The following is a 22,972-nucleotide window of genomic DNA, read 5'->3' on the forward strand; positions in this document are numbered from 1 at the left end:
AGGCTCACGAAGGTTCCTGCTCCAGAGGCACCTCCAGGATAAAGCAGGCTCCGTGCCCCAGTCCCTCGGAGCGGGCGACAAGGGTGCCTTTCATCTCCTGCGCGGCCAAGGCGCACGAGTGCAGCCCGATGCCGTGGCCGTCCTTGCGCGTGGTGAAGCCGAAGAAGAAGAGCTTCTCCAGGTTGTCGGGCGTGATGCCGAGCCCGTTGTCCTCCACTTCGATCCGCCAGTGGTGCGGCGCTCCCCAGCCCAGGCGGAGGGTGAGCCGCCGGCCCGTCTCTCTCCCCTCGGCCAGCGCCTTGTAGGCGTTGGAGATGAGGTTCACGAGGATCTGCAGCACCTTGTGCTTCTCCACTTGGACCTCGGGCATCGGCTCGAAGTGCCTCTCCACCGTCACTTCGTGGCGGAAGAGCGCGCTGTGGTTGATGCGCAGCGCCAGCTCGATGAGCTCCACGAGCGAGATGGTCTCCAACAGCCGCACCCGGCCGGCGTAGGTGTTCTGCACGGCGATGATCTGCTTGATGTGCTCCACGTGCTCGAGCATCTCGCGCTGGTGGTCCACGAGGCTGTCACGCTGCTGCTCCAGCTCCTGGCCCAGCTCGGAGAGGAACCCGGGGACGACCTTCCCGCGCGGGTCATCCTTCAGCCACCCGGGCTCGTCGCGGTGCTGGGCGATGAGCTGGCCCGTGCGGGCGATGCGGTTGAGGGGCAGCCGCCGGAGCGTCTCCGCGGTGAGGTGGGCGTTGATGTTCACGCTGTTGAGCACGTTGCCCACGTTGTGGAGCATGCTGACGGCGACCTCGGCTCGGCCCGCGAGGTGGGCGGCCTCCACGAGCTGGCGCTGCGCCTCCTCCAGCTCCAGGCTCCGGGCGCGGACGCGCTGCTCGAGCTCGGCGTTGAGCCGCTCGCGCTCGAGCAGCTCGTCCCGGAAGGCGAAGCCCAGCAGGAGGAGACACCCCAGCAAGATGACGCCCGTGGTGGTGACGATGAGCACCGCCATCCGCGCCGCGCGTGCGCTGAGCTCCTCGCGCCGCTCGCGGTAGTAGGTGAGCTCGCTCGTCATGAGGTGGGTGAGGTCCTCCTTCATGAACTGGACCACCCGCGCCACCTCGTCCTTCACCGCGACGGCCTCGGGGATGTGGCCCTCCTGGGCCAGGAGGAAGATGCGCTGACTCTGCTCACCACACGTGCGCGTCATCCGCCGCAGCGACTCCAGGTCGCGGCGGGCCTCCGGAGATTGGACGCTCTGGGCGAAGGCCGTCAGCTGCCGCTGAATGGAGGACAGCGTGCGCGACACTTGCTCCTGGCTTGCTGCATCCCTCGCCACGATGACGTCGGAGAGGGCGCGGAGCAGCTCATCACCCTGGGCGCTGCTCTCGTAGCCCAGGAGCACCTCCTGGGTGATCAGATCCAGCCGCGCCATGGCGCGGCGCAGGCCGAAGAACGAGTACAAGGTGACGCCGCCCAACATGAGCAGCAAGGCGAGCGCTGTCAGCAGGCTGGCGTTTCGGGAGATCCTCATCGGCTCAGGGCGTCCCTGGGAGCTCCCGCTTCCAGAGCTCGCGCGCCAGGGCTGCGGCGTTCTCTTGGGTGACGATCTGGAAGGGTGCCTCGACCGAGGGCATGGGCGGCTCGCCCCGCAGGATGCGCAGGGCGGCCTGAGCGGCCAGGCGGCCGTGCTCGCTGGGGTACTGCGCGAGCGTGGCGGCCACCCAGCCCTCCTGGATGAGCTTGAGGACCTCGTAGTCCGCGTCGATGCCAGTGATGATGATGTCCTTGCTGCCGCGGGCGCGGACGTCCGAGGCGGCTCCGATGAGCGCCGTGCCAAATGGCGCGAAGATGCCTCTCAGGTCCGGGTGCTCGCGCAGCACCTCCTCGACCGCGGCCATACAGCCCTCCTTGCTGACGCTGCGCTTGGTGGCGATGACCTGCAGGCCCGTGCTGCGGATGGCGTCCTGGAAGCCCTCGATGCGCAGGCGCAGCCGGGTGAGGTCCGTGGGGGTATTGAGCACCATGACCTTGCCCTGGCCGCCGAGCTTCTCCGCCAGGATCTTTCCGGCATCGAAGCCGTTGTCGCGATCCCGGCCCAGGATGGTGGTGGTGACCTTCGAGCCGGGCATCGCGGTGACGGCGATGATGGGGATGCCCTGCGCTGCCGCCTTGTTGGTCTCCTGGGTGATGAGCTGATCATCGGTCGGGACGATGACCAGCGCATCCACGCGCCGGGCAATGTGCCGTTCGATGTCCTCGCGCTGCTGCTCGCCGCGGTGCTGGGCGTCGGTGATGACATATTCGACGTGCGCGGCGTCGAGCGTCTCCTGGAAGGCCTTGCTCATGAAGACGCCGTAGTCGTCCGTCGTCATGTGGAGTGACAGGCCGATCAGCCAGGGGCTCTTGGCCTCCTGGGTAGCGGGCGGCGGGGCAGGGGGCTCATCCTGCCGGTTCAGCAGGCTCAGCCCCAGGATGGCCCCGGCAATAATCAGTGCGGCCCCCCCGCCCATCCAGATCTTCAATCGAGTGCTCATGAACGCGCCCTTCGGTGCTCACCGGCTCACCCTGGTGCACGCTCAGTGTAGTGGAAGACCTTGGGATTGCTTGATGAGGGGGAGAGGGTGTGCACAGACCCTGCTTGAAAGGGAAGATGAAGATGCTGGGACGGCTCAGGGCCCCGAGGGAGCCAAGCCGCTCGGCTGGAGCTGTTCCACCCGCTGCTTGAGCACCGGATCATCCGCCACCGCGAGCCCCAGCGTGACGTAGGAGAGCTGGTGGGCCCGTCCACCCTTGGGAGCCTTCACTTCCATCTTCGACTCGAGCTCGTGCAGGCGGCCCTCCAGCTCGACGATGGTGCGGGTGAGCTCGGCGCGCGTGGGCTCGTCCTGGGTGCTGGCCAGCCGCGTGGTGGCCTTGTGGAGGTTGTCCTCCACCACGCGCAGCTGCTCGCGGGCGCGCGAGCCCGAGCCCAGATCCACCGAGGGGCCCGGTCCATCCACGCTCAGCTCCAGCCGGGTGATCTGCTTGCCGAGCTCTCCGGCGGGGAAGATGGCGGCGTGGGTGCCGACCAACTCGCCAATGCCCAGGCCCTTGGCGTCATGGGACTGCACCACGAAGTCCACCGCCTCATTGGCCAGGATGGCCAGCTTCACGGCCTCCGGATAGGGGATGGCGGCCAGCACCACCACCACGTCCACCTTGCGCGACTGGCGCAGCTTGCGGGCCTCGGCCAGCGCGGCCTCCTTGGGCGGGCGGCCCGTCAGCGAGGGCTCTCCGGGCGGCGTGCCCTCGGCAGACACGCCCACCACGCCCACCTTCAGCCCTCCGGCCTCCACCACCAGGGAGGGAGCGAAGGGCGCCTTGCCCGACTTGTCCACGAGGTTGGCGGACAGCAGCTTCATCTTCTTGCTGTGCGCCTTTGTGGCCTTCTGGAGGTAGGCCAGGCCCTGCGACAAGTCCCGCGTGCCCACCGCCATGGCCACCGTGCCCTGCGCCTCCATCTGATCGAGCACCAGCTCCGCCCGCTGCTGCACCAGGGGATCCGTGGAGCGCGAGGGCTCCTTGAACAGCGCGTTGCCCGCGTCCATCAACACCATCGGCAGGCCCTGGGCGCGCTCCGCGTCGATCGCCGTCTTTCTCCGGGCCAGCCCGCCCTGGGGCTCCTGCTTGCAGCCGCAGGGCGCAATCTCCCCCCGGTTGTCGCCGGTGAGGATGAGCACCAGTCGCCGAGGCTCGGCCTGGGCTCCCAGGGGAAGCAGCCACAGCACAGCCATCACCAGCAGTGTGAATCGCGCCTTCACTTCAAGTCCTTGCATTTGGTTTGAACAAAAAATATTTATGCGTCGAGTCAAGAAAAACTTGCCTTAGACATAATAAACGTTTTGCTCATTTTCTCGGGATACTTTAAAAGTCCGCGCACCCATTCCGTTGTCATCCCCCGAGTGGGCAAGGTGGAGAAACATGCGCATGTTTGGAAAGACGGTGGTGGCTGTGGGAGCGCTGGCCGCGATGGCGGGCTGCGGTCCCGTGGACGAGGCCGAACTGGTGGAGAACACGGACGCCCAGGCCGTGTCGGATCCCCGCAACTGCGGCAGCCAGGACTTCACCACGGAGGAGGTGGCGGAGATCGAGGCTCGGTTCGAGGCCATCCGCGTTCGCCAGGAGATGGCGGGCCAGGTCAACGCCTTTGCCACCAGCATTCCCGTGTACTTCCACGTCATCCGTGACTCGAGCGGCAACGGCGGCGTGACGACCACGCAGATCAACAACCAGATCACGGTGCTCAACAACGCCTACGCATCTGCGGGGTTCACCTTCACGCTGGCCAGCGTGGACTATACGAACAACTCCACGTACTACACCTGTACCAGCGGTGGTTCGTGTGAGTCGACGATGAAGAACGCGCTGCGCAAGGGCACCGCGTCGGCGCTGAACTTCTACACCAACAACATGGGCGGCGGCCTGCTGGGCTGGGCGACGTTCCCGTGGAGCTACACCAGCAGCCCGAAGATGGACGGCGTGGTGGTGCTCCAGAGCTCGCTGCCGGGCGGCACGGCCACCAACTACAACCAGGGCGACACGGGCACGCACGAGGTTGGCCACTGGATGGGCCTGTACCACACGTTCCAGGGCGGCTGCACCACCACCAACGACAGCGTGAGCGACACGCCGGCCGAGTCGACGCCGGCCAACGGCTGCCCCACCGGCCGCGACACCTGCACCACCATGTCGGGTGTGGATCCGATCACCAACTTCATGGACTACACGTACGACTCCTGCATGAACACGTTCAGCGCCGGTCAGCGGACCCGCATGAGCAGCATGTGGACCTCGTACCGCGCGGGCAAGTAAGCCCCCGTTCGAAGTGCTGACAGAGCCCCGTGGCGCCCGCGAGGTGCCACGGGGTTTCTTTTTTCGCGCAGGCCGCGTCGCGGGGCAACGCGTGCTCTCACCCTGGCCACGGGCTTGAGTGACAATGGTGGAGATGACGGCTCGCCTCGCTTCCTTTTTCTGCCTCCTCGTTGCCGTGCCCGCCGCCGCCAACGTGGCCGCTTCTACGCGCACGCCGGCGGCTTTCACCCTGTCTCCGGGGACCGCGCGCACGCGCTCGGAGGTGCTCGGTGAGGAGCTGTCCTTCGACTGCTTGGAGGCGGAGCGCGAGGAAGCCTGCCGCTTCGAGGCGCGCTACCGGCTGCGCAACGGTACCTCCGAGGCGGAGGTCATCGACGCAGCCTTTCTGGGGATCCGTGTGCGCGAGGTGAGCGTGGAGTTCGACGGGGAGCCGCTCCCGGTGGAGGAGGGGCAGATGGACTCACCTGAGGGGGCACTCGGGCGGCTCACGCGCACCTCGGTGGAGCGTTTCGGTTTCACCCTGACGCTGCCGCCGGGGAGGGGAGGGGAGCTGGTGGTGCGCGGCGTGGTGCAGCTCGAGCGGCGCTTCCTGCCCTCGGGGTATGAGTGGCCTGCGGTGCAGGCGCGCCACGTGCTGTTGTCCTCCGACAGGCGGCGGGCCACGCACTGGGACATCGACTACCTGCTGGGGCCCATCCGCTCGTGGGCGGGCAGCCCCGAACTCCACGTCACGGTGCGCATCCCCTCGGCGTGGGAGGTGGGGAGCAGCCCGGACACCTCCGCGCGCACGCTGCCGGAGGCGACGGGTTGGCAGGTCCGGCGCGAGGGCGCGCACGCGGTGGCGGAGCGGCGCCTTGAGGCGGCGAGCGCGCCGGAGTGGCTCAACATCGCGCTCACGCAGCGCAAGCCGTGGTGGATTCCGGGGGGCGTGCAGTTGGGCGTGGGGGCTCGGCTCGGGGACGGTTCCCGCTTCATGGCGCGGCTCGGCTACCAGCTCGCCGCGCCCGAGTCCTTCCTGCACTCGCTCTCGGTGGAGACGGACTTTCGCGAGCAGCTCGTCCTCACGCCGCTCACCCAGTACGCAACGCCGCAGATCCTCATCATCCCGAGTCTCGGCCTTGGAGTGGGCGTGCCGGTGCAGGTGCTTCCCGAAGCCAGGCCGGGCTTGCGGTTGCTCGTCGATCTGCACTTCGGCCCGGTGGGAGCCGTGCTCAGCTGGGACCACTATCCCCGGCTGCGGGAAGGCTCGGACCCCTTCTCGCGGCTCACCCTCCTGCTCCAGGGAGGGCTATAGTCGGACTCGGGGTCGACCTGTCCCAGATACGTGACAAACGCCGAACGGATATTCAAGAACGTGGTGTCTTGAGCAGCCGTGAGCACCGGGGTTGGGGGGGCGGTGGCGGGCACTTCGTGCAACACGGTGCCGTCGGGTCTGAGGGCAGGAAACAGCGCATCATGGACTTCCCGATTCGTGAGGGTCCCCTTGGTGGCCCCGCCGTGGCACGCCGCACACGCAGCCTCGTACACCTCCCGTCCACGTTGCTCCGCGAGCGAGAGGCTCCGCTCGTCTTCCACGTCGGGAACGCCCGCTGGATCGACTCCGCTCGCCAGATGCTCTGCGACGGTGCGAGCCCGGTTCGAAGAAAACACGTCGCGCTGGAAAGCGGCGATGCGCTCGAGCTCGCTCGCGGACACCGTGCCGCCTTCGCTGTGCCCAGTGATAGCCGCTTGCGCTTGCTCTTCCAGCGTTGCCATGCGTCCGTCGAGTTGGAAGGGCGCGCTCATCGCGGTGTCGGCAATCGAGGGGACTGCACGCCACACGAACAGCCTGCGATCGGGCGGCGTCGTGACGTTGCCCTCGTCATCGATCAAGTCCATGGTGTCTGGCAACGTGAGCCACACGCGCACGAGGCCCTTCTTCAAGTGCTCGAAGGTGAGCGTTTCGGCCGTGGGATCGTCGGCGTCGATCGCGTTGAACAGCGGATCGTCCGGGTTCGTTTCGAGCAATCGAGCCACGTGGTCGGGCGTTAGCGTGAAGTGGTTCTCCGGCACGTGGCAGCTGGCGCAGGAGCGGCCGTTGGTTCCGGGGAAGGGCTGCTCGAAAAGCTGCTTCCCCGTGAGGTTGCTGCGCTGCGGCTCTTCCTCTTTGTCGGTGTGACAAGCGCCCATCGCGACCAGCGCGATGGCCCCTACGGCCCAGAATGAAGGGTGACTGACGAGGTGTCGGCGACGTGAGCCGGCGGGCAGCTGGAGTGCTCTGCGAAATGCATGTTGGATCATGCTGCGTCCGCCTGATTGGGACATTCCACCCGACGCCGGCGGCGTGCTGCTGCCGAAGCTATTGCTGCAGCCCCTGGTAGAGAACGCGGTCCAGCATGGTGCGCTGTGTCGAGCCGGCGGCGGCCGGGTGGCCGTGCGTGCCATGCTCCGGGGGGATGGCGCTGGCGCTGGGTCGAAGCTCGTGTGCACGGTGACGGACAACGGTCCCGGCCTACCGACGAGCGAGCCGCGCTCTGGCGCACTGGGCCTCCGCGCTGTGCGTCGCCGGCTCGAGCTCAAGTGCCCTGGGTCGGCCTTGCGCTTGCAGTCTTCGAGCGAAGGGACCTCGGCGGTCATCGAGGTTCCCGTGACTCCGGGGGGAACGGTATGAGCAGTGAGGGCGGCGAAAAGCTGCGTTCACTCGTCGTCGAGGACGAGTGGGCAGCGCGAAACTACCTCGTCGAGCTCTTGGATGGCTCCAACCTTGCTGAGGTCACGGGCGCCGTCGCATCCGCGGAGGAAGCGCGGGAGATCTTGCTCGGCGACGGGCGTCTCGCGTTCGATGTCGTGTTTCTGGACATTCGGCTCTCCGGCGGCCGAAACGAGGAACTGGACATCGCGCGCGAGCTCGCAGCGCTGTCCACGCCTCCCTTGATCGTGCTCGCGACCGCGTTCAATGCGCACGCGCTCGAAGCGTATGAACTCGGAGTTGCCGACTACCTGCTCAAACCCTTCACCGAGCAACGAGTCGAGCAGTGTTTGCACAGGATTCGGGCACGCCGTCCGAGGTTGCAGCCAGCGGGCCCCCTGCGGATCGCCGCGCGGCGGCAGAAGAGTCTGGTCTTCTTCGACCGCGACGAGGTGTGGGCATTCGAGGCGGCGGAACGCTTGACTCGGGTGCATACCGCCCAGGGCGTTTTCGACGTCGACCTGTCGCTGTCTGCGATCGAGGCGTCATTCGGCCGTGCGCTCGCTCGGGTCCACCGCAACTGGCTGGTCAATGTGACGCACATCAAGGAGTTCGAGCGCGACAGCGAAACCCGGGTATGGGTGGGCGAGGGGCTCGTGGCGGACGGTCGCTGTATCCATGTGCCTGTTGCGCGTGAGCGAGCGCAACAGCTGCGCGACATGCTGCTCGCTAGCGCGACGGGGTTGCGCCGCAGAACTTGAGCTGGGCAACATGCGCGCCCCGCTCGGCCACTCGGCTGGCGGCGCTGTCTCCAACCCCCAAGGAGTGGCTGTCCATGCGAATCCTCTCGGGCTCGAACGGATCCAGCTCAACGTCGCGGAGGTCATGAACCCCACGGGTTTCATGAACAATGAGCGCGGCCACGAAATGCGCGAAGCCTTGAAAGCGCGCCACTTCATACGCGTCGATGGAAAAAGAGGCATCGCCGTACATGACGATGCCCGCTCGCTTGGCCTCTGAAAGAGTCATCCGGCTGATGTCTCGTTTCATGACGTCGAGATCTGGAAAGTTGTCTTGGATCCTGGGGTTCTGTGGCCGGAAGACAAAAGTGCCGACGTCAGAACGGGTGATGATCATATGGGGCGAAAGGAGTCTGATCACCTCATCCCGAAGATGGGTATTCATGAGGACACAGCCGCCCACTGCCGTACGTACATGTCGAGGGTCGTGACGCCGTGCTCCGTCTCCGCAAGAACCTGGGCGGGCAGATCATCGGCGCCCCGGGGGTACTGTCTCTGAGCGCGGGTCACCTGGATGTGTACGCCCGTGCCACCGACAATTCCCTGTGGCACAAGTGGTACACCCATGGCTGGTCCAACTGGGAGTGGCTGGGCGGTGAGATGACGTCCTCCCCGTCGGCGGAGAGCTGGGGGCCGGGGCGCATGGACATCTTCTATCGCGGTCCGGACAGCTCGCTCCGGCATTCCTGGTGGAACAACGGCTGGTAAGCCAGGAGTGACTGTGCGGAGTCTCACCGGGCCGGAAGCTGCTGGGGCTTCCGACCCGTCTGGGCGGCAACTCGCGCGTATGCGGGCTCCGCGGCAGGGCCCAACACGGTCCAGGCAACTTCTTTCCTTGAGTCCCGAGAATCAGGAATCAAGTCAGTCCCGATTCGACAGGACCTTGAGCACGAACAGGAGATGCCATGGCTGCTGGACGCGTGGGTGACGGTGGAGCAGCAGAGGCGGCACGGGCAGCAGCCGAGGCCGCGCGGCGCGCCGCGGAGGCAGCAGCACGGCAGGCCGCGGAGGCAGCAGCACGGCAGGCGGCAGAGGCTGCGGCGAGTCAGGCCACTCCGTCAGCGAGCCAGGGGGCAGGGGCCCTGAGCCCGCAGTCCTCCTTCGAGCCCGCCAGCGCGAAGAACACGCTGAACCTGGACGGCCAGGGCAACGGCGCGCCCGCGTCGTCGCTGTTCACCGAGAACAGCCAGGACGGGAAGGTCAACTGCCTGGACAAGGCGGCAGACTGGGTGAGCAAGAGCTCGCCGGAACTGCAGCAGCGCTCGGAGCTGGTGTTCCTCAAGGACTCGCGCGCTGGCGCCGAGGGGCAGTCGGGCCACGTGGTGGTGCGCCAGGGTGACCGCGTGCTCGATCCGAGCAGTGGCAAGAGCTACGACGACATGAAGGCGTACCTTCAGGAGCAGCCGCACTACAGCGAGGCGGGCTCCATTTCCGGGACGAAGGCCGCGAAGGTGTTCGCCACCGAGGCGGGCTCGCCGGAGCGCGCCAAGGCGCTGGCTGACGCGAACGTGTCCCCCGAGCTCCAGCGGATGATGGTCGCGGACGCCCCCGTCTCGGGCGATGTCCCCAACGCCGCCACGGCCGAGGCGCGCGACATCACCGTCCCCGGCCAGGCCGGGCCGGTGTCCGTCGAGTTCAGCGACTCGCTCGAGAAGGACGTGAAGAAGGAGGACGGGTACGTCACCGTCTCCATCACCGCCGAGACGTCCGTGTCCGCGTCGGGCTCGGTGGAGTTCGGCAAGGCCAAGATCGGTGGCTCCGTCGAGGGCAGCGTCGAGGCCGGCAAGAGCATGTCGTACGAAGTGAAGATGAAGGAGGAGGACTTCGAGAAGCTCAAGCGCGGCGAGATCGCGCCTCCGCACCCGCTCAACCCGGAGACGATTCCGGACGGCGCCTCCGTCAAGATGGAGCAGAGCCAGTTCGCCGGCTACGGCCTGGACGTCGGCCTGTCCTACCACGCCGCCGAACTGGGCCTCTCCGGTGACGTGAAGCAGGGCACGGGCATGTCCGTCGAGGTGACTCGCAACGGCGACAAGCTGCAGATGACGGCAGGTCCCACTGAGTTCATCGAGAACAACGGAAAGGTGAGCCTGGGGGTCGGGCCGGTGTCGGTGAGCATGGGCCGCTCCGACACTCTCAAGGAGTACAAGCTGCGCACCGCCGAGTTCGATCTGTCGAACCCGGCGGGCAAGAAGGCCTTCGAGTCCTTCGCCAAAGACGGCCGCATGCCGGAGAAGGAGGGCCCGGGCGTCTCCAACACGCTGCGCTTCGACAAGATCAACTACGAGTCCACGGGCGGCAAGCTCGGTCTGGACATCGGTCCCATCAGCTTGGAGACGGACGGCACGACGAACACGGGCGAGTACCTCATCACCCACCACCCGGATGGGACGAAGTCCGTGACGTCGGACATCACCTACGGCGGGGACCACCCGGACATCACCATCGAGCAGAAGTACGACAAGGACGGCAAGCTCATCCCCGACTCCGAGAAGTTCGCCATGAAGTTCGACACGACGGACGACAACGCCCGGGAGCTGCTCGTCTACTCCTTCACGGGTGACGAGGCGAAGGCGAAGGCCGCCCGGGAGAACGACGATCCCATCACGCTCAACCTCACGGCCGACGACGTGAAGGAGCTCCAGCGGCGCGCGCGGGAGCAGCCCATGAGCCACATGGGCCTCGGCGGTCTGCTCTCCGACTACGACGGCAATCCGGTGGACCCGCTGATGGCGGTGCGCAACATGGCCATCTCGCCGGCGTACAACGAGTTCCGTTTGGCGGAGAGCTACTTCGGCATCTTCATGGACGGACAAAAGAAGCCCCTGCCCGGTGAGCTGACCATCGGCTGATCCGGGGACTGGACGCTGGCGCAGGGGGTGTCGGGCAGGTGACAAAATACGGTTAATCCGATTTTGACGTGGATCCCAGGGTCCACTTGGTGACAGTATTCCTGTTATGCGCGCTTTCCGTCCGTTCGCTTTGGCTGCCGCTCTGCTGTCGCTCTCTGCCTGCGGCCTGGTTGGTTCTGGAGATGACTCGCAGGGGCGTGGCGCAGGGAGCAGCGGCCACCTCGACGATAACGGCGCCTGCCCGCCCGAGTCGTCGGTCGTCCCGGTCCACTTGAATGACTACAACCTGTTCCTGCTCGGGAACTACAACCTGGGCACGGACGTGGAGGGCAAGGTCGCGGCGGCTGGCAATATCACCATGGACAACTTCTCCGTGGGTTGGAGGCTGCCGGGCACGGACATCGCCAACACGCTGGTGGCGGGCGGCAACCTGACGCTCACCAATGGCGGCGTCTGGGGTGACGCGCGGCACGGGGGCAGCTACAGCGCCGACCAGACCGTGGTCTACCCACGCGGTACCGTGGCGCAGGGCTCTCCCATCAACTTCGCCGCCCGCGAAGCTCAGCTGCTCAGCCTGTCCACACAACTGGCCAGCCTGACGGCCAACGGCACCACGACGCGCGAGTTCTGGGGCGGCCTCATGCTGCGCGGCACGGATGCGCAGCAGAACGTCTTCGACGTGAACGCCACTGACTTCATCGGCGCCGCTCTGTGGTCCATCGAAGCGCCGGCCGGCTCCTTCGTGGTGGTCAACATCCGCGGGGCCTCGGCCACCTTCACCGGCTTCGGCATCCAGTTCAGCGGCGGCATCGACCAGCACGGCGTGCTCTTCAACTTCGTGGACACCACCAGCATCACCGCTCAGGGCTTCGGCTTCTGGGGCACGGTGCTGGCGCCCCGCGCTGACATTCACTTCACCAACGGCAGCTTCGATGGCGGCATCTACGCCAGGTCGCTGACGGGCAACGCCGAGGGCCACATCAACCCGCTGGCGGAGCACAGCATCTGCCAGGAGCCGACGACTCCTCCGGGTGATCCCGACGGCGGCAGTGGCGGTGGTACGCCCGATGGCGGCAATGGGGGTGGTACGCCTGACGGCGGCAATGGGGGTGGTACGCCTGACGGCGGCAATGGCGGTCATGATGGCGGTTGCCCCAACGATGACCACGGTCACGGCGGTGGTGGTCACCACGATGGTGACGGTTGCCACAACGATGACCACGGTCACGGCGGTGGCGGCGGTCACCACGATGGTGACGGGTGCTCCAACGGTGGCCACGGCGGTGGTGGTGGTGGCCACGGTGGTGGCGGTGGCGGTCACCACGATGGTGACGGGTGCCCCAACGGTGGCCACGGCGGTGGTGGTGGTGGCCACGGTGGTGGCGGCGGCGGTCATCACGATGGTGACGGCTGCCCCAACGGTGGCCACGGTGGTGGCGGTGGCGGTCACCACGATGGTGACGGGTGCCCCAACAATGGCCACGGCGGCGGTGGCGGTGGCGGCCACGGCGGTGGCGGCGGCGGTCACCACGATGGTGACGGTTGCTCCAACGGTGGCCACGGCGGTGGTGGCGGCGGCCACGGCGGCGGTGGTGGCGGCCACGGTGGTGGCGGTGGCGGCTACGGTGGCCACCGCTGAGGTTATGGTCTCTCTGGGCTCCGGCGAGGAGTTACGAGCAACTCGGCCCAGTCCACTGCGGGCGTGGTGGATTGGGATTTCCGGAGCTCATGGAAGCCTTACCCATTCCTGGTAGTTCTTGAGCGCGAACGGCAGCGTCAGCGCTCCGAAGTCCGGAAGGCCGCCGGGGGTGGCAGTCTCACCCTCGTCCGTCAGTTCTTCGGGCTTGGCGTTCTGCTCCAACGCAATGTCCTGATTGCGAATCACATAAGCGCGCAGCTCGCCCTCATACGCGGCTGCACCGGCGACCAGATCGTCTTTGTGCGTGGCGAGCTCACCGGCCAGGACGTAGGCGCCGACCATCGCGACCGTGGTGGCCTGACCCGTCCCCAGAGAGACGGCGTAGCCAGCATCACCGACCAACACGATCCGCCCGCGCGACCAGCTGCTCATGCGGACCTGACTCAGCGAGTAGAAATGGAAGTCGGTCGCGCGCAGCATGTGTTCCACGATCTGCGGGATCACCCAGCCCGCGCCGGCGACGCGATGGGCCAGCAACCGCTTCTGCGCGTCGATGTCACGGAAGTCGAAGTCGATCCCCTTCGGCGCGTTGAAGCCGAGATACGTCCTCGCCTTGATATCCTTTCGCAGGCCCATGACCAGCGCGCCGACGGAGTCAGGCTGCCTGTACATGACCTGCCAGCGCTCGAGACCGAGGAAGTTCGGCATGCCGAAGGTCGCGACGTACAGGTCACCGAAGGCGCGCAGGAACTGTTCATCAGGGCCGAAGGCAATCCGCCGCACCCCCGAATACAATCCGTCCGCGCCAATCACGAGCTCGAAGCGGCGAGGCGCGGCAGCGACGAACGTGACGTCGACGCCCGACTCGTCTTGGGTCAGCGACGCGATGGAATCGCCGAAGATGTACTCGACTGGGCTGGCCACGGCTTCGTGGAGTACGTCACAGAGGTCGTCCCGTAGAATCTCGACATCGGGGCTGTCGAGCCGGCCGCCCGTCAAGGTGCTCTCCATGCTCCGGAAGATCTCCTTGCCGGCCGAGTCGACCACCGCGATTCCCGTCAGCTTCGTGCTGCGATCGCGAATCGTGGTGAGGATGCCCATCCGCTCCGCGGCCTCCAATGCTGGACCGCGCACATCGAGTGCATGACCGCCCGGTCGCAGATACGGCGCGCGTTCGACCACTGTGACCTCGAAGCCATAGCGGGCGAGCCAGGAGGCGGTGGTGAGACCGGAAATGCTGGCACCGGAAACCAGCACTCGGGGGGACTTCTTTGTCGTTGAGTTCATGGACGCTGGCGTACGCTTCCCGTATCGAGCCGTCCAAGACATTGATCGCTCGCGTATGATGCCTTCCCAGCAACGGTCGTGACCGATGGAACTCCGACACCTGCGCTACTTTGTGACGATCGCCGAGGAGCAGAGCTTCCGCCGGGCCGCCGAGAGGCTCCACGTCTCGCAGTCGCCGCTGAGCCGGCAGATGAAGGACCTCGAGGAGGAGATGGGCGTTGAGCTCTTCGAGCCGGAGGGACGTGGCATCAAGCTCACCGCCGCTGGGAAGGCCTTTACAGAGAGAGCCCGGAGTATCCTGGCGAGCGTCGACGCAGCCGTCGACGAAGCCAAGGGGGTCGCTGAGGGCAGGCTCGGCACCGTGGTCATCGGCTTTGAAACGGGGACGACCTTCATGGGTGCGTTGCTGTCCCTTGTCGCGGCGTTCCGAAGGCGAACGCCCCGTGTCGGCCTGCAGCTCGTTCCCATGAGCAGCGTCGAGCAGTGGGCGGCCCTGCGGCAGGGGACGATTGCCTTCGGCTACGGTGCCTACGCGCCCAGTGACGACGCCCTGGGCCACCTGGAGATGGCACGTGACCGGCTCGGGCTGCTCCTCTCCCCGGAGCATCGACTCGCACGGTTCAAGAAGGTCTGGCTTCGAGACCTCGAGAGCGAGCGCGTGCTGCTCCAGCCACGTCAGCTCTATCCGAGGCTCCACGCGGACATCCTCACGACGGCGCGCGCACAGGGCGTGACGCTGCACGTGACGGCGGAGGTGCTCGATCTGGAGGCGCTCCTGGCGCTGGTCGTCATCGGCGACGCGGTCACCTTCCTCTCGGAGAAGTTCTGGGAGCTGGCTTCGCAGACCTCGTTGCTGTGGCGGCCCGTCGAAGACCTCCACCTCAACCTGAGTGAAGTCGTCACATGGCGCGCGGAGGACGACGGCGCGCCCGTCGTGCGAGCGCTGATCGAGTGCGCGAGAGAGGTGAGCCCGCTTCTGCAGCACGCCGCAGACCGCGCGCGCTCCCCCAAGGTCGCCCAGCGAAAGCGCAACAAGCGCTGAGGGAGCGAGTACCTCTCTGCGCACGCGGCCGTGGCGCTGCCCTCGGGCAAGGTGCTGGTGACAGGAGGAAGCTGGCCGAGCTTGGCTCTTCCTGTGGCCGGCATCGTCGGTCCCGAGGCGCCCGCCTGGAAGCCCCCCAGCCCTGGTACGCACACGCGGCTTCCCGGCATCATGGGGACATGCCCCTCTGCTCCAGAGCCTCCTCGTACCTCCGTTCCCGGAGTGTGCCCTCCCTCTTCGCGTTCCTGCTGGGGCTCGCGACGCTCCTGCTCCCGTCCCCAGGCCCTGCCGCGGCCCGGAGGAAGGATGAGAAGTCCAAGAGCGTGCCGCGCGTGGCCACCTCTCCGGACATGGGCCGCTACCTGTTGCTCGGCGTGAACGCGGGCGTCGCCGGCCGACCGGGCACCAACGGCGCCTTGCTGTCGGACGAGAAATGGGCGGCCGTGGGCTTCGAGGCGAGCGCCGTGAGGCTCCCAGGCGCGAACTACTGGTGGTTCGGCGGCTATATGGACTTCATCCAGGTGTTACCCAACCGGGCCTCGCGGCTGAGCATTGGCCCCGAGCTGGGCTTTGGCTTCCTGGGCGTGGATGTGGGCCTGCTCGGCGAGTACAGCGGCCTCACGGGCAAGTTCAATGGAGGGCTCCAGGGCCGGATCATGCTCACGACGGGGGTGGCCGCGGTGTACCTGGGCGCGCCGTGCCTTTACGACTCGGAAGTCCGCGCCCTGCGAGCCCAGGTGCAGGCCGGCATGGTGTTCAAGGTGCCCATCTTCATGGGGGAGTGAGCTGAGCCGAGTCAGCGACATCCTCCGCACGGGTTTCGAGGACGTCGCCCGGTTCGTCAGCCCGCTCTCAGAACCTGGCGGCGATCCCCCCGAAGACTCCACCGCCAGGGGTGATGCCGGCCAGGGGGATGAGCTGGAGGGAAGCGCCCGTGGCGCCGGTTCGCGCGGGCCTCACGATGTCCGGCTGTTGATGGGCGTTCCAGAGCTCGTACCCCAGCACGGCTCCGAGAATGGGAAGCGTCACGATGCTGGCGAGCTGGAGCTCGCCGCTCTTGTTGCTGAAGACGGCCACCATGATGCCTCCCGCGCCCGTGCCCACCGCCATCCCGAGCAGCGAGGTCCAGTACGAGCCCTGGCCTCCCGCAAGCTGGCCTACGGCATAGACCCCCAGCGGGGCCGTGAAGAAGATCGCCCCTGCGGTCATCCCCAAGCCGGTGATGATGCAGCCGGGGTCATCGCCGCAGCTACCACCGGACAAGGCCTCGGCCGCGAGGAACGCCACAAGGCCCGAGAGGGCCCCAGCCGCGGCACCTCCCATGATCTCGAGCGTGATGCGCCCCACGGTCGGCAGGCCGGGGCGGCCGGGAGGCTGGAACTCGTCCAGCGCATCACCCGGGTAGGAATAGGGAATGGACTCACCCCGTGGAGGCGCTTCCTCCTGGGAGGAAGTATCTGCGGCTTCTCCGGGCGCTGACACGAGGGGCGGAGGCGAGACGGAAGGCTCTTCCTCGGAGGAGGCGGGAGCGCCACTCCGGGAGTCCTGGGCGAGGACCGCAGTCGGAGCCAGGAGGGCGAAGCAGAGCATCCAGCGGGCGAGAATCATCGGAGCAGTCTACCCAATCGTGAACGCGGACCCGATCCTGCCGCTGCTGGCGAGCCGATATTGACAGGTCCGTCCAGAATCATTAGTCATAGGGCCATGGCGCGCCCGAAGGCATTCGACCGAGATGAGGCTCTGAAGCGGGCCATGGCCGTCTTCTGGGACAAGGGCTATGAGGCGACCTCCACGGACGACCTGGTGCGCGCGATGGGCATTGGGCGCCAGAGCATGTACGACACGTTCGGCGACAAGCATCGGCTCTTCCTGGAAGCGCTCCAGCGCTACAACGCGGAGAGTGGCGCCGGGCTGATCGAGCGCCTTCATGCCGGCGCCTCGCCGCTGATGGCGCTCGAGAAAGTCCTGATGGCCATCGCCCATCAGACTCCTGGAGAGCGCGCTCGTGGGTGTATGGGCGTGAACGCGACTGCGGAGCTCGCGCAGAAGGACCCTGAGGTGGCGTCGATCATCCGAGCCACGGGGTTGCTGTGCGAGACCGCGTTCGAGCAGATCTTGCGCGAAGCCAAGCGACAAGGGGAGCTCAGCCCTTCGGTGGACGAGAAGAAGGGGGGACGCTTTCTCCTGGCCGCGCTCCAGGGCTTGCGAGTCACCGCGAAAGCGGGGGCTACGCCTGAGGCCCTTCGCGATATTGCCACCTTCACGATGGCAGGGCTGAGGGCTCTCTAGCTCACGAGAGTGCGCGGAACCGCGCGCTCTTTTTTTACGACTTGTTTTGGATGGAGTGGTCCAGAAAAACAGCGCAGCAACAAGGAGTGAAGGTATGTCTCTCGATCAATACTATCTGCTGGGCCGCTCGGGCCTCCGGGTCAGTCGCCTCTCCCTCGGTGCCATGACCTTCGGGACGGATGGCATGTTCGGCTCGTGGGGATCCTCCGAGGAGACCGCTCGGGCCATCTTCGATCGCTACCTCGCCGCCGGCGGCAACTTCATCGACACGGCCGACTTCTACACCCAGGGCACGAGCGAGAAGATGCTCGGCAAGTTCATCGCCGAGGCGGGCGTGAGGGATCGCGTCGTCGTGACCAGCAAGTTCAGCAACAACGTTGAAGCAGGCAACCCGAACGCAGGCGGCAACGGCCGCAAGAACATGATGCGCGCGGTGGACGCCTCGCTGCGCCGGCTGCGAACCGATTACATCGATCTCTATCTGCTGCACACGTGGGATCGAATCACCCCCGCCGAGGAGGTGATGCGCACGTTCGATGATCTCGTGCGAGCCGGGAAGATTCGCTACGCAGGGCTGTCCGATGTCCCAGGGTGGTACGCGGCGCGAGCGCAGACCTATGCCGAGGCGCACGCGCTGACGCCGCTCATCAGCCTGCAGCTGCAATACTCCCTGGTCGAGCGGAGCATCGAGCACGAGTTCGTGCCCCTGGCGCAGACGTTGGGGATGGGCATCACCGCCTGGAGCCCGCTCGGCGGAGGACTGCTCTCAGGGAAATACAGGCCGGGCGAGGAGGGCGGCACGGGTGACGGCCGGCTCACCCGGAGTCCCACGGGCAAGAGCGCGGGGAAGTTCACCGAGCAGAACTGGCGAGTGGTCGCGGCGCTCGAGAAGGTGGCCAAGGCCATCGGCCGGAGCATGGCGCAAGTGGCGCTGAATTGGACCGCCACGCAGCCGGGAGTCGGCTCGGTCATCATCGGTGCGACCCGGCCCAGCCAGCTCGAGGACAATCTCGCCGCGCTCGACTTCGAGCTCCCAGCCGAGCTGCGCCAGCAGCTCAACGAGGCCAGTGCGCAGCCGCCGCCCTTCCCGTACGGCATGTTCACCGATGCGTATCAGGCGTGGATCTTGAACACCGGCTCCTCCGTGGGGGACAAGCCGCCCGGCTACGCGCCTGCGGTGTGGAGCAAGAAGGCATAGCCATCACGGCGTGCGCACGCTGGCTACCGAAGAAGCTCCGCCAGCCGTGCGACGCGCTCGGGCGTCCAGTCCTCGCCGCCTCGCAGCAGCACATCCACGTCCAGGCCATAGCCGTCCACGGAGCGATGGTCGCCATAGGGATTGCTCTCCCCCAGGGCGATGCGAAACGGCAGCCGCGTGTGAGGCAGGATCCCGTAGCCGGGCTGGATGAACTGGCAGACGCCGCCGGTATTTCGGCCCACCACCACCGTCTCCGGCAGCGAGCCCAGCTGCAGGGTCAGCAGCTCGCAGTCCGAGCCGCAGCTGTTGTCCACCAGGGTGATGATGCGCATGCCGGAGATGGCTCGCTGGAACTGATGATCCTTCCAGGTCCATTGAGGCGGCGTCTCGGTGTCCTCCCGCGGGCATTCTTCGGGATACGAGGCCTCGAGCAGCTCAATCCCCTCCTGCAAGTCCTTGTGATCGGCCTCATCCAGGGGCGGCTGCAGGCCTCCCATGAACACGGAGGAGAAGTTCCATTTGAGCGACGCGTAGAAGCACGACGCCGACAGTGTGTGCCCCAGCCTCTCCATCGTCACCGCGCGCTGGGGATCCACCCAGCCCTGGAGGACCTGCCAGCCGTAATCGGACGAGCCGCCGGAATTGCCGCGCAGATCCACGATCAGCACCCGCTCTTGCCCCGTCGGCTGCGGCCAGGTGGCGCGCTTCTGCTCGATCCCCTGGTAGAGCTCCGGGTACATGCCGGGGATGCGGGCGTAGACGGCCTCGGGTGAGAGCCGCCGCACCTCGGGCTTGTCTGAGGGAACGAAGAGCCGCGAGAACAGCATCGCCTTCAGGGACGAATCCCGGGGCCCTCCTACCGGGGACAGCTCAATCCACTCCCCGGAGCACTCCACCGCCGCCAGCTCGCCGCGCGCGCTGGGCACGGACAGATACTGGATGTCCTCCAAGCGGGTGAGGCCCGGATCCGGTGACAGGGCCTTGCGTGGCTGCTGGCCCGCATCCTTCGGGTTGAGGGCAAACTCCACCCCCTGGCGGTTGCGCACCCGCGTGCATGTGCCTTGGGGGGCGCGAGCGAGCACCGCGGATTGCGACACGCTCCCCGTCTCCATGCGCTGCAGCGGCACCTGGGTATGGTTGTCCAGGCGGACGGCGTAGAGCGCGTCCATGGGCTGAAAGGCTTCGTCGATGGAGAGGGGACGGTCTCCCGCGTCGCGCAACTTCTGACGCCACCCGGCGAACCACGCCTTCCAATCCCATCCTTGCTCCTCGGCGGAGACCCAGCCGCCATACGCGCGAGACATCACGGTCTCGAGCAGGTCCAGGTCGGCGAGCACATCCGCCGGCCGGAGCTCCATGTCACGCGAGAGGAGGATCCTCACCCCGGGCTGGAGCAGCCACCGGGAGGGAACCACCATCGAGCGCGAGGTCCACGGTGGGTCGAAGGGATGCTCCAGCACGACGCCCTCGGGTGGCACACGAAGGCCTAGCTTCTGCAAGCGCGCAGTCTCTTTCTCGCGCTGATCCTGGGGGACCGTGAGGCCAATCAGCTCCGACGGCCGCGCCGAGTGCTTGAGCCAAAAGTACCCGGCAACGAGGAGCACCATCAGTGCCAGGAACAACCCGGCAAGCCCCTTCAGCACGAGGCGGAGGAAACGAGAGAGCCTGGGCATGCGCGAGTCTCCGAGGGGGCGAGGCGGGACAGAGCGCTTATAGCAAGAGCCCGCGCTCGTGTTCTCGCCCCGCACCGGGAACCGGCAGCTCAGGTCCAGGCCCTGGCTGCCGGTTCCTCGGCTCGTGAAGGGCTACCTCATCGTGCCCGTCTTACCGCTTCAGTGCACGGAGGAGGGGAGGGTGTAATAGACGAGCAGCTGCGGCCAACGGGCGGTGGTCTCCGTGTACTCACGCGAGTGGTACAGCGTCCGGTACCCAGGGGAGTTGAGCCGGAGGGTGATCAACCCGTCCGAGCCCAGCGCCTGCTGCACGGGGGCCACCAGCTTGGGGCTCGAGTTGATGCCCACCTGCGTGGCGTACTGGCCATCGCGGTTCCACAACAGCCAGGAGCCGAGATCACACTGATTGCTGGCGGGCTTGGTGTTCCAGGTGATGGCGGTCTCGCTCCAGGTGTCGTCGGAGACCAGGTCCGTGTAGACGTTGCCGTCGGCGCCATCGTAGGCGGTGCCGTCATGGGACGTGCTCACCAGGACGACGGAGGCCACCTGGGCGTTGGCAGGGATGCTGGCGAGGCTGAACCGGAGGAAGGTCTCCGCCTCGCTCCGGTCGACGGTCAGGATCGATGACGTGCCGTAGTTGGAGTTGGGGTTGCTGGCCAGCACCTGCGCATCCGCCGAGGGAAAGAGGGCCACTGCCTGAAGGTCCGCCGTCACCTGGGGATTCGTGGCGTCGAAGTAGCTGATGATGAGCTTGGGCCGCTCGTTGGCCACGGAGTATTCGCGGGAGCGGTACACCGTCTTGTAGCCGGATGACGCCAGCCGGAAGGAGATCCGCTGATCCGAGTCCAGCGCCTGCTGCACCGGAGCCTTCAGCTTCGGGTCGTAGTTGAGCCCCACCTGCAAGGGAGCGGCATTGCCGTACCACAGCCACCAGGAGCCCAGGTCATTTCCTGACGCCGCGGGCTTGGTGTTCCAGGTGATGCCGGTCTCGCTCCAGGAGTCGTCCGGCACCAGGTACGTATAGACACTGCCGTCGCCGCCGTAGGCATAGCCGCCGTAGGCCTGGGTCTGCAGCATGACCGAGGCGATGCGAGCCCCCGCCGGAATGCTGCTGAGGTTGAAGCGCAGGTAGGTCTCCTCCTCGCCCGGGCTGACGATCAGGTTGCCTGCCGTGCCAAGGTTCGTTCCAGGGTTGAGCGCCGAGACATACGCGTCTGCCTCGGGCTCGAGGACCACCTGCGTGGGCGCGGGGGCGTTGGACACGGGGCACGGCGGGGGCGGAGGCGGAATGAAGTAGTAGACGAGGAGATGCGGCCAGCTGACGGCCGTGTTCGTGTACTCACGCGAGCGGTACAGCGTCCGGTATCCGGGGGAGTTGAGCCGGAGGGAGATCACCCCGTCCAAGCCGAGCTCCTGCTGCACGGCGGTCACCAGCTTGGGGTTCGAGTTGATGCCCATCTGCGTGGTGTACTGGCCGTTGCGGTTCCACAGCAGCCAGGAGCCGAGGTCGCTGCCCTTGACGGCGGGCTTGGTATTCCAGGTGATGCCGGTTTCACTCCAGGTGTCGTTGGGGACCAGGTGGGTATAGACGTTGCCGTCAGCGCCGTCGTAGGCGTAGCCGTCATAGGACGTGGTCACCAAGACGACGGAGGCCACCTTCGCGTTGGTGGGGATGCCGCTCAGGTTGAACCGCAAGAAGGTCTCCGCCTCGCTCCGGTCGACGGTCAGGATCGATGACGTGCCGTAGTTCGAGTTGGGGCTGGCTGCCAACACCTGCGCATCCGCCGCGGGGGAGAGGTCCACCACCTGGAGATCCGCCGTCACCTGGGGATCCGAGGCCTCGAAGTAGCTGATGATGAGCTTGGGCCGCTCGCTGGCGACGGAGTATTCGCGGGAGCGGTACACCGTCTTGTAGCCCGGAGACCTCAGCCGGAAGGAGATCTTCCCATCCGAGTCCACCGCCTGCTGTACCGGTGCCTTCAGCTTGGGGCTGTAGTTGAGGCCGACCTGCAAGGGCTTGGTGGCGCTGGTGGAGTACCACAGCCACCAGGAGCCCAGGTCACTCCCTGACACGGCGGGCTTGTTGTACCAATGCATGCCGGTCTCGCTCCAGGAGTCATCCGGCACCAGGTGCGTGTAGACGCTGCCGTCGCCACCGGGGGACTCGCCGCTGTAGGCCTGGGCCTGCAGCATGACTGAGGCGATGCGAGCCCCCGCCGGAATGCTGCTGAGGTTGAAGCGCAGGTAGGTCTCGCTGTAGCGGTCGACAGTCAGGCCCGTCAACGTGCCGTAGTTCGTTCCCGGCAGGAGCGATGAGACCATCGTGTCCGCCTCGGCATCGAGGACCACCTGCATCGGCGTGGGTGCGGTGGTGAGGAGCGCGGACTGGGCCGGGGGAGGACGCGTGGCCTGCTCGGGCCGCTCTTCACCGGCGTCACAGCCCGGGAAGAGCCCCAGCAGGAGGGGCGTGAGGAGGAGACGACGGAGGGAATGCTTCCACTGAGGAGTTCGGTGCATGTGCTGGCTCTCGGGGTTCGCGCGCGCCGGTTCTTGCCGGCGCGGCAAGGACTCCTTGAGCAACCCAGGGGCCAGGACGTGGAACGTGGTGAATGCCCTGTTATCTCCAGGGCTTGCGCGCCACAGGACACCTGGAGGTGGCGGCCTCCGAGGAGGAACGTGCCA

20 protein-coding genes are annotated in these 22,972 nt (G+C 66.7%); 11 read left to right on the forward strand and 9 right to left on the reverse strand.

The window, feature by feature from the left end:
* Nucleotides 1-4: 4 nt before the first annotated feature.
* From DB31_RS13195 to DB31_RS13205, 3 genes are all read right to left on the reverse strand, one after another.
* Complete coding sequence (locus DB31_RS13195) at nucleotides 5-1,522, reverse strand: sensor histidine kinase (protein ID WP_052419924.1); 1,518 nt, start codon at nucleotides 1,520-1,522, stop codon at nucleotides 5-7.
* Between the two features lie 4 nt (nucleotides 1,523-1,526).
* A complete protein-coding gene (locus DB31_RS13200; RefSeq protein ID WP_083968210.1) occupies nucleotides 1,527-2,525 on the reverse strand; it encodes a sugar ABC transporter substrate-binding protein in 999 nt (332 codons plus the stop codon).
* 135 nt (nucleotides 2,526-2,660) lie between these two features.
* Entirely contained in the window at nucleotides 2,661-3,791 is a 1,131-nt protein-coding gene (locus tag DB31_RS13205) for a bifunctional UDP-sugar hydrolase/5'-nucleotidase (RefSeq protein WP_240486670.1), read from the reverse strand.
* A gap of 160 nt (nucleotides 3,792-3,951) precedes the next feature.
* Here DB31_RS13205 and DB31_RS13210 point away from each other — a divergent pair, with 160 nt between their 5' ends.
* Both DB31_RS13210 and DB31_RS13215 read left to right on the forward strand, forming a co-directional pair.
* On the forward strand, nucleotides 3,952-4,842 hold the full coding sequence (locus DB31_RS13210) for a zinc metalloprotease (protein WP_044187000.1): 891 nt from the start codon (nucleotides 3,952-3,954) through the stop codon (nucleotides 4,840-4,842).
* 133 nt (nucleotides 4,843-4,975) lie between these two features.
* The gene (locus DB31_RS13215; RefSeq protein ID WP_240486671.1) at nucleotides 4,976-6,136 is read left to right on the forward strand and encodes a hypothetical protein; all 1,161 of its coding nucleotides are present in this window, start codon (nucleotides 4,976-4,978) and stop codon (nucleotides 6,134-6,136) included.
* On the opposite strand, the gene DB31_RS13220 is transcribed toward DB31_RS13215, so the two are convergent.
* Nucleotides 6,067-7,122, reverse strand: a complete 1,056-nt coding sequence (locus DB31_RS13220; RefSeq protein WP_240486672.1) for a cytochrome c peroxidase — start codon at nucleotides 7,120-7,122, stop codon at nucleotides 6,067-6,069. The two genes, DB31_RS13215 and DB31_RS13220, sit on opposite strands and share 70 nt — an antisense overlap.
* Here DB31_RS13220 and DB31_RS51545 point away from each other — a divergent pair.
* Together DB31_RS51545 and DB31_RS13225 are read left to right on the forward strand one after the other, a co-directional pair.
* Complete coding sequence (locus DB31_RS51545; protein ID WP_420806691.1) at nucleotides 7,121-7,492, forward strand: sensor histidine kinase; 372 nt, start codon at nucleotides 7,121-7,123, stop codon at nucleotides 7,490-7,492. The genes DB31_RS13220 and DB31_RS51545 overlap by 2 nt on opposite strands.
* A complete protein-coding gene (locus DB31_RS13225) occupies nucleotides 7,489-8,271 on the forward strand; it encodes a LytR/AlgR family response regulator transcription factor (RefSeq protein ID WP_044187004.1) in 783 nt (260 codons plus the stop codon). The genes DB31_RS51545 and DB31_RS13225 overlap by 4 nt, the downstream gene beginning before the upstream one ends.
* Here DB31_RS13225 and DB31_RS13230 read toward each other — a convergent pair.
* The gene (locus tag DB31_RS13230) at nucleotides 8,240-8,695 is read right to left on the reverse strand and encodes a hypothetical protein (protein ID WP_157231955.1); all 456 of its coding nucleotides are present in this window, start codon (nucleotides 8,693-8,695) and stop codon (nucleotides 8,240-8,242) included. The two genes, DB31_RS13225 and DB31_RS13230, sit on opposite strands and share 32 nt — an antisense overlap.
* Before the next feature lie 50 nt (nucleotides 8,696-8,745).
* On the opposite strand from DB31_RS13230, the gene DB31_RS13235 reads away from it, so the two are divergent.
* From DB31_RS13235 to DB31_RS50465, 3 genes are all read left to right on the forward strand, one after another.
* Nucleotides 8,746-9,018, forward strand: a complete 273-nt coding sequence (locus tag DB31_RS13235) for a DUF8189 domain-containing protein (protein ID WP_044187010.1) — start codon at nucleotides 8,746-8,748, stop codon at nucleotides 9,016-9,018.
* A gap of 197 nt (nucleotides 9,019-9,215) precedes the next feature.
* Nucleotides 9,216-11,162, forward strand: a complete 1,947-nt coding sequence (locus tag DB31_RS13240; protein WP_044187014.1) for a hypothetical protein — start codon at nucleotides 9,216-9,218, stop codon at nucleotides 11,160-11,162.
* A gap of 106 nt (nucleotides 11,163-11,268) precedes the next feature.
* Nucleotides 11,269-12,801: a choice-of-anchor A family protein gene (locus tag DB31_RS50465; protein WP_083968214.1), complete on the forward strand. Its 1,533-nt coding sequence runs from the start codon at nucleotides 11,269-11,271 to the stop codon at nucleotides 12,799-12,801.
* Nucleotides 12,802-12,888: 87 nt separating this feature from the next.
* Here DB31_RS50465 and DB31_RS13250 read toward each other — a convergent pair whose 3' ends face one another.
* Nucleotides 12,889-14,058, reverse strand: a complete 1,170-nt coding sequence (locus tag DB31_RS13250; protein ID WP_240486673.1) for an FAD-dependent monooxygenase — start codon at nucleotides 14,056-14,058, stop codon at nucleotides 12,889-12,891.
* A 115-nt stretch (nucleotides 14,059-14,173) separates the two neighbouring features.
* On the opposite strand from DB31_RS13250, the gene DB31_RS13255 reads away from it, so the two are divergent.
* Together DB31_RS13255 and DB31_RS13260 are read left to right on the forward strand one after the other, a co-directional pair.
* On the forward strand, nucleotides 14,174-15,130 hold the full coding sequence (locus DB31_RS13255) for a LysR family transcriptional regulator (RefSeq protein WP_044187019.1): 957 nt from the start codon (nucleotides 14,174-14,176) through the stop codon (nucleotides 15,128-15,130).
* A gap of 224 nt (nucleotides 15,131-15,354) precedes the next feature.
* Complete coding sequence (locus DB31_RS13260; protein ID WP_044187020.1) at nucleotides 15,355-15,915, forward strand: hypothetical protein; 561 nt, start codon at nucleotides 15,355-15,357, stop codon at nucleotides 15,913-15,915.
* A gap of 67 nt (nucleotides 15,916-15,982) precedes the next feature.
* On the opposite strand, the gene DB31_RS13265 is transcribed toward DB31_RS13260, so the two are convergent.
* Nucleotides 15,983-16,738: a hypothetical protein gene (locus tag DB31_RS13265; RefSeq protein WP_044187021.1), complete on the reverse strand. Its 756-nt coding sequence runs from the start codon at nucleotides 16,736-16,738 to the stop codon at nucleotides 15,983-15,985.
* 144 nt (nucleotides 16,739-16,882) lie between these two features.
* On the opposite strand from DB31_RS13265, the gene DB31_RS13270 reads away from it, so the two are divergent.
* Both DB31_RS13270 and DB31_RS13275 read left to right on the forward strand, forming a co-directional pair.
* Nucleotides 16,883-17,419: a TetR/AcrR family transcriptional regulator gene (locus DB31_RS13270; protein WP_240486674.1), complete on the forward strand. Its 537-nt coding sequence runs from the start codon at nucleotides 16,883-16,885 to the stop codon at nucleotides 17,417-17,419.
* 94 nt (nucleotides 17,420-17,513) lie between these two features.
* Nucleotides 17,514-18,617: an aldo/keto reductase gene (locus DB31_RS13275; RefSeq protein WP_044187025.1), complete on the forward strand. Its 1,104-nt coding sequence runs from the start codon at nucleotides 17,514-17,516 to the stop codon at nucleotides 18,615-18,617.
* 23 nt (nucleotides 18,618-18,640) lie between these two features.
* Here DB31_RS13275 and DB31_RS13280 read toward each other — a convergent pair whose 3' ends face one another.
* Both DB31_RS13280 and DB31_RS44760 read right to left on the reverse strand, forming a co-directional pair.
* Entirely contained in the window at nucleotides 18,641-20,290 is a 1,650-nt protein-coding gene (locus DB31_RS13280) for a S41 family peptidase (protein WP_044187027.1), read from the reverse strand.
* Nucleotides 20,291-20,449: 159 nt separating this feature from the next.
* Nucleotides 20,450-22,807: a CBM96 family carbohydrate-binding protein gene (locus DB31_RS44760; RefSeq protein WP_052419925.1), complete on the reverse strand. Its 2,358-nt coding sequence runs from the start codon at nucleotides 22,805-22,807 to the stop codon at nucleotides 20,450-20,452.
* Nucleotides 22,808-22,972: the final 165 nt, after the last annotated feature.

The sequence above is a fragment of the Hyalangium minutum genome (assembly GCF_000737315.1).
Classification (GTDB): Bacteria; Myxococcota; Myxococcia; order Myxococcales; family Myxococcaceae; genus Hyalangium; species Hyalangium minutum.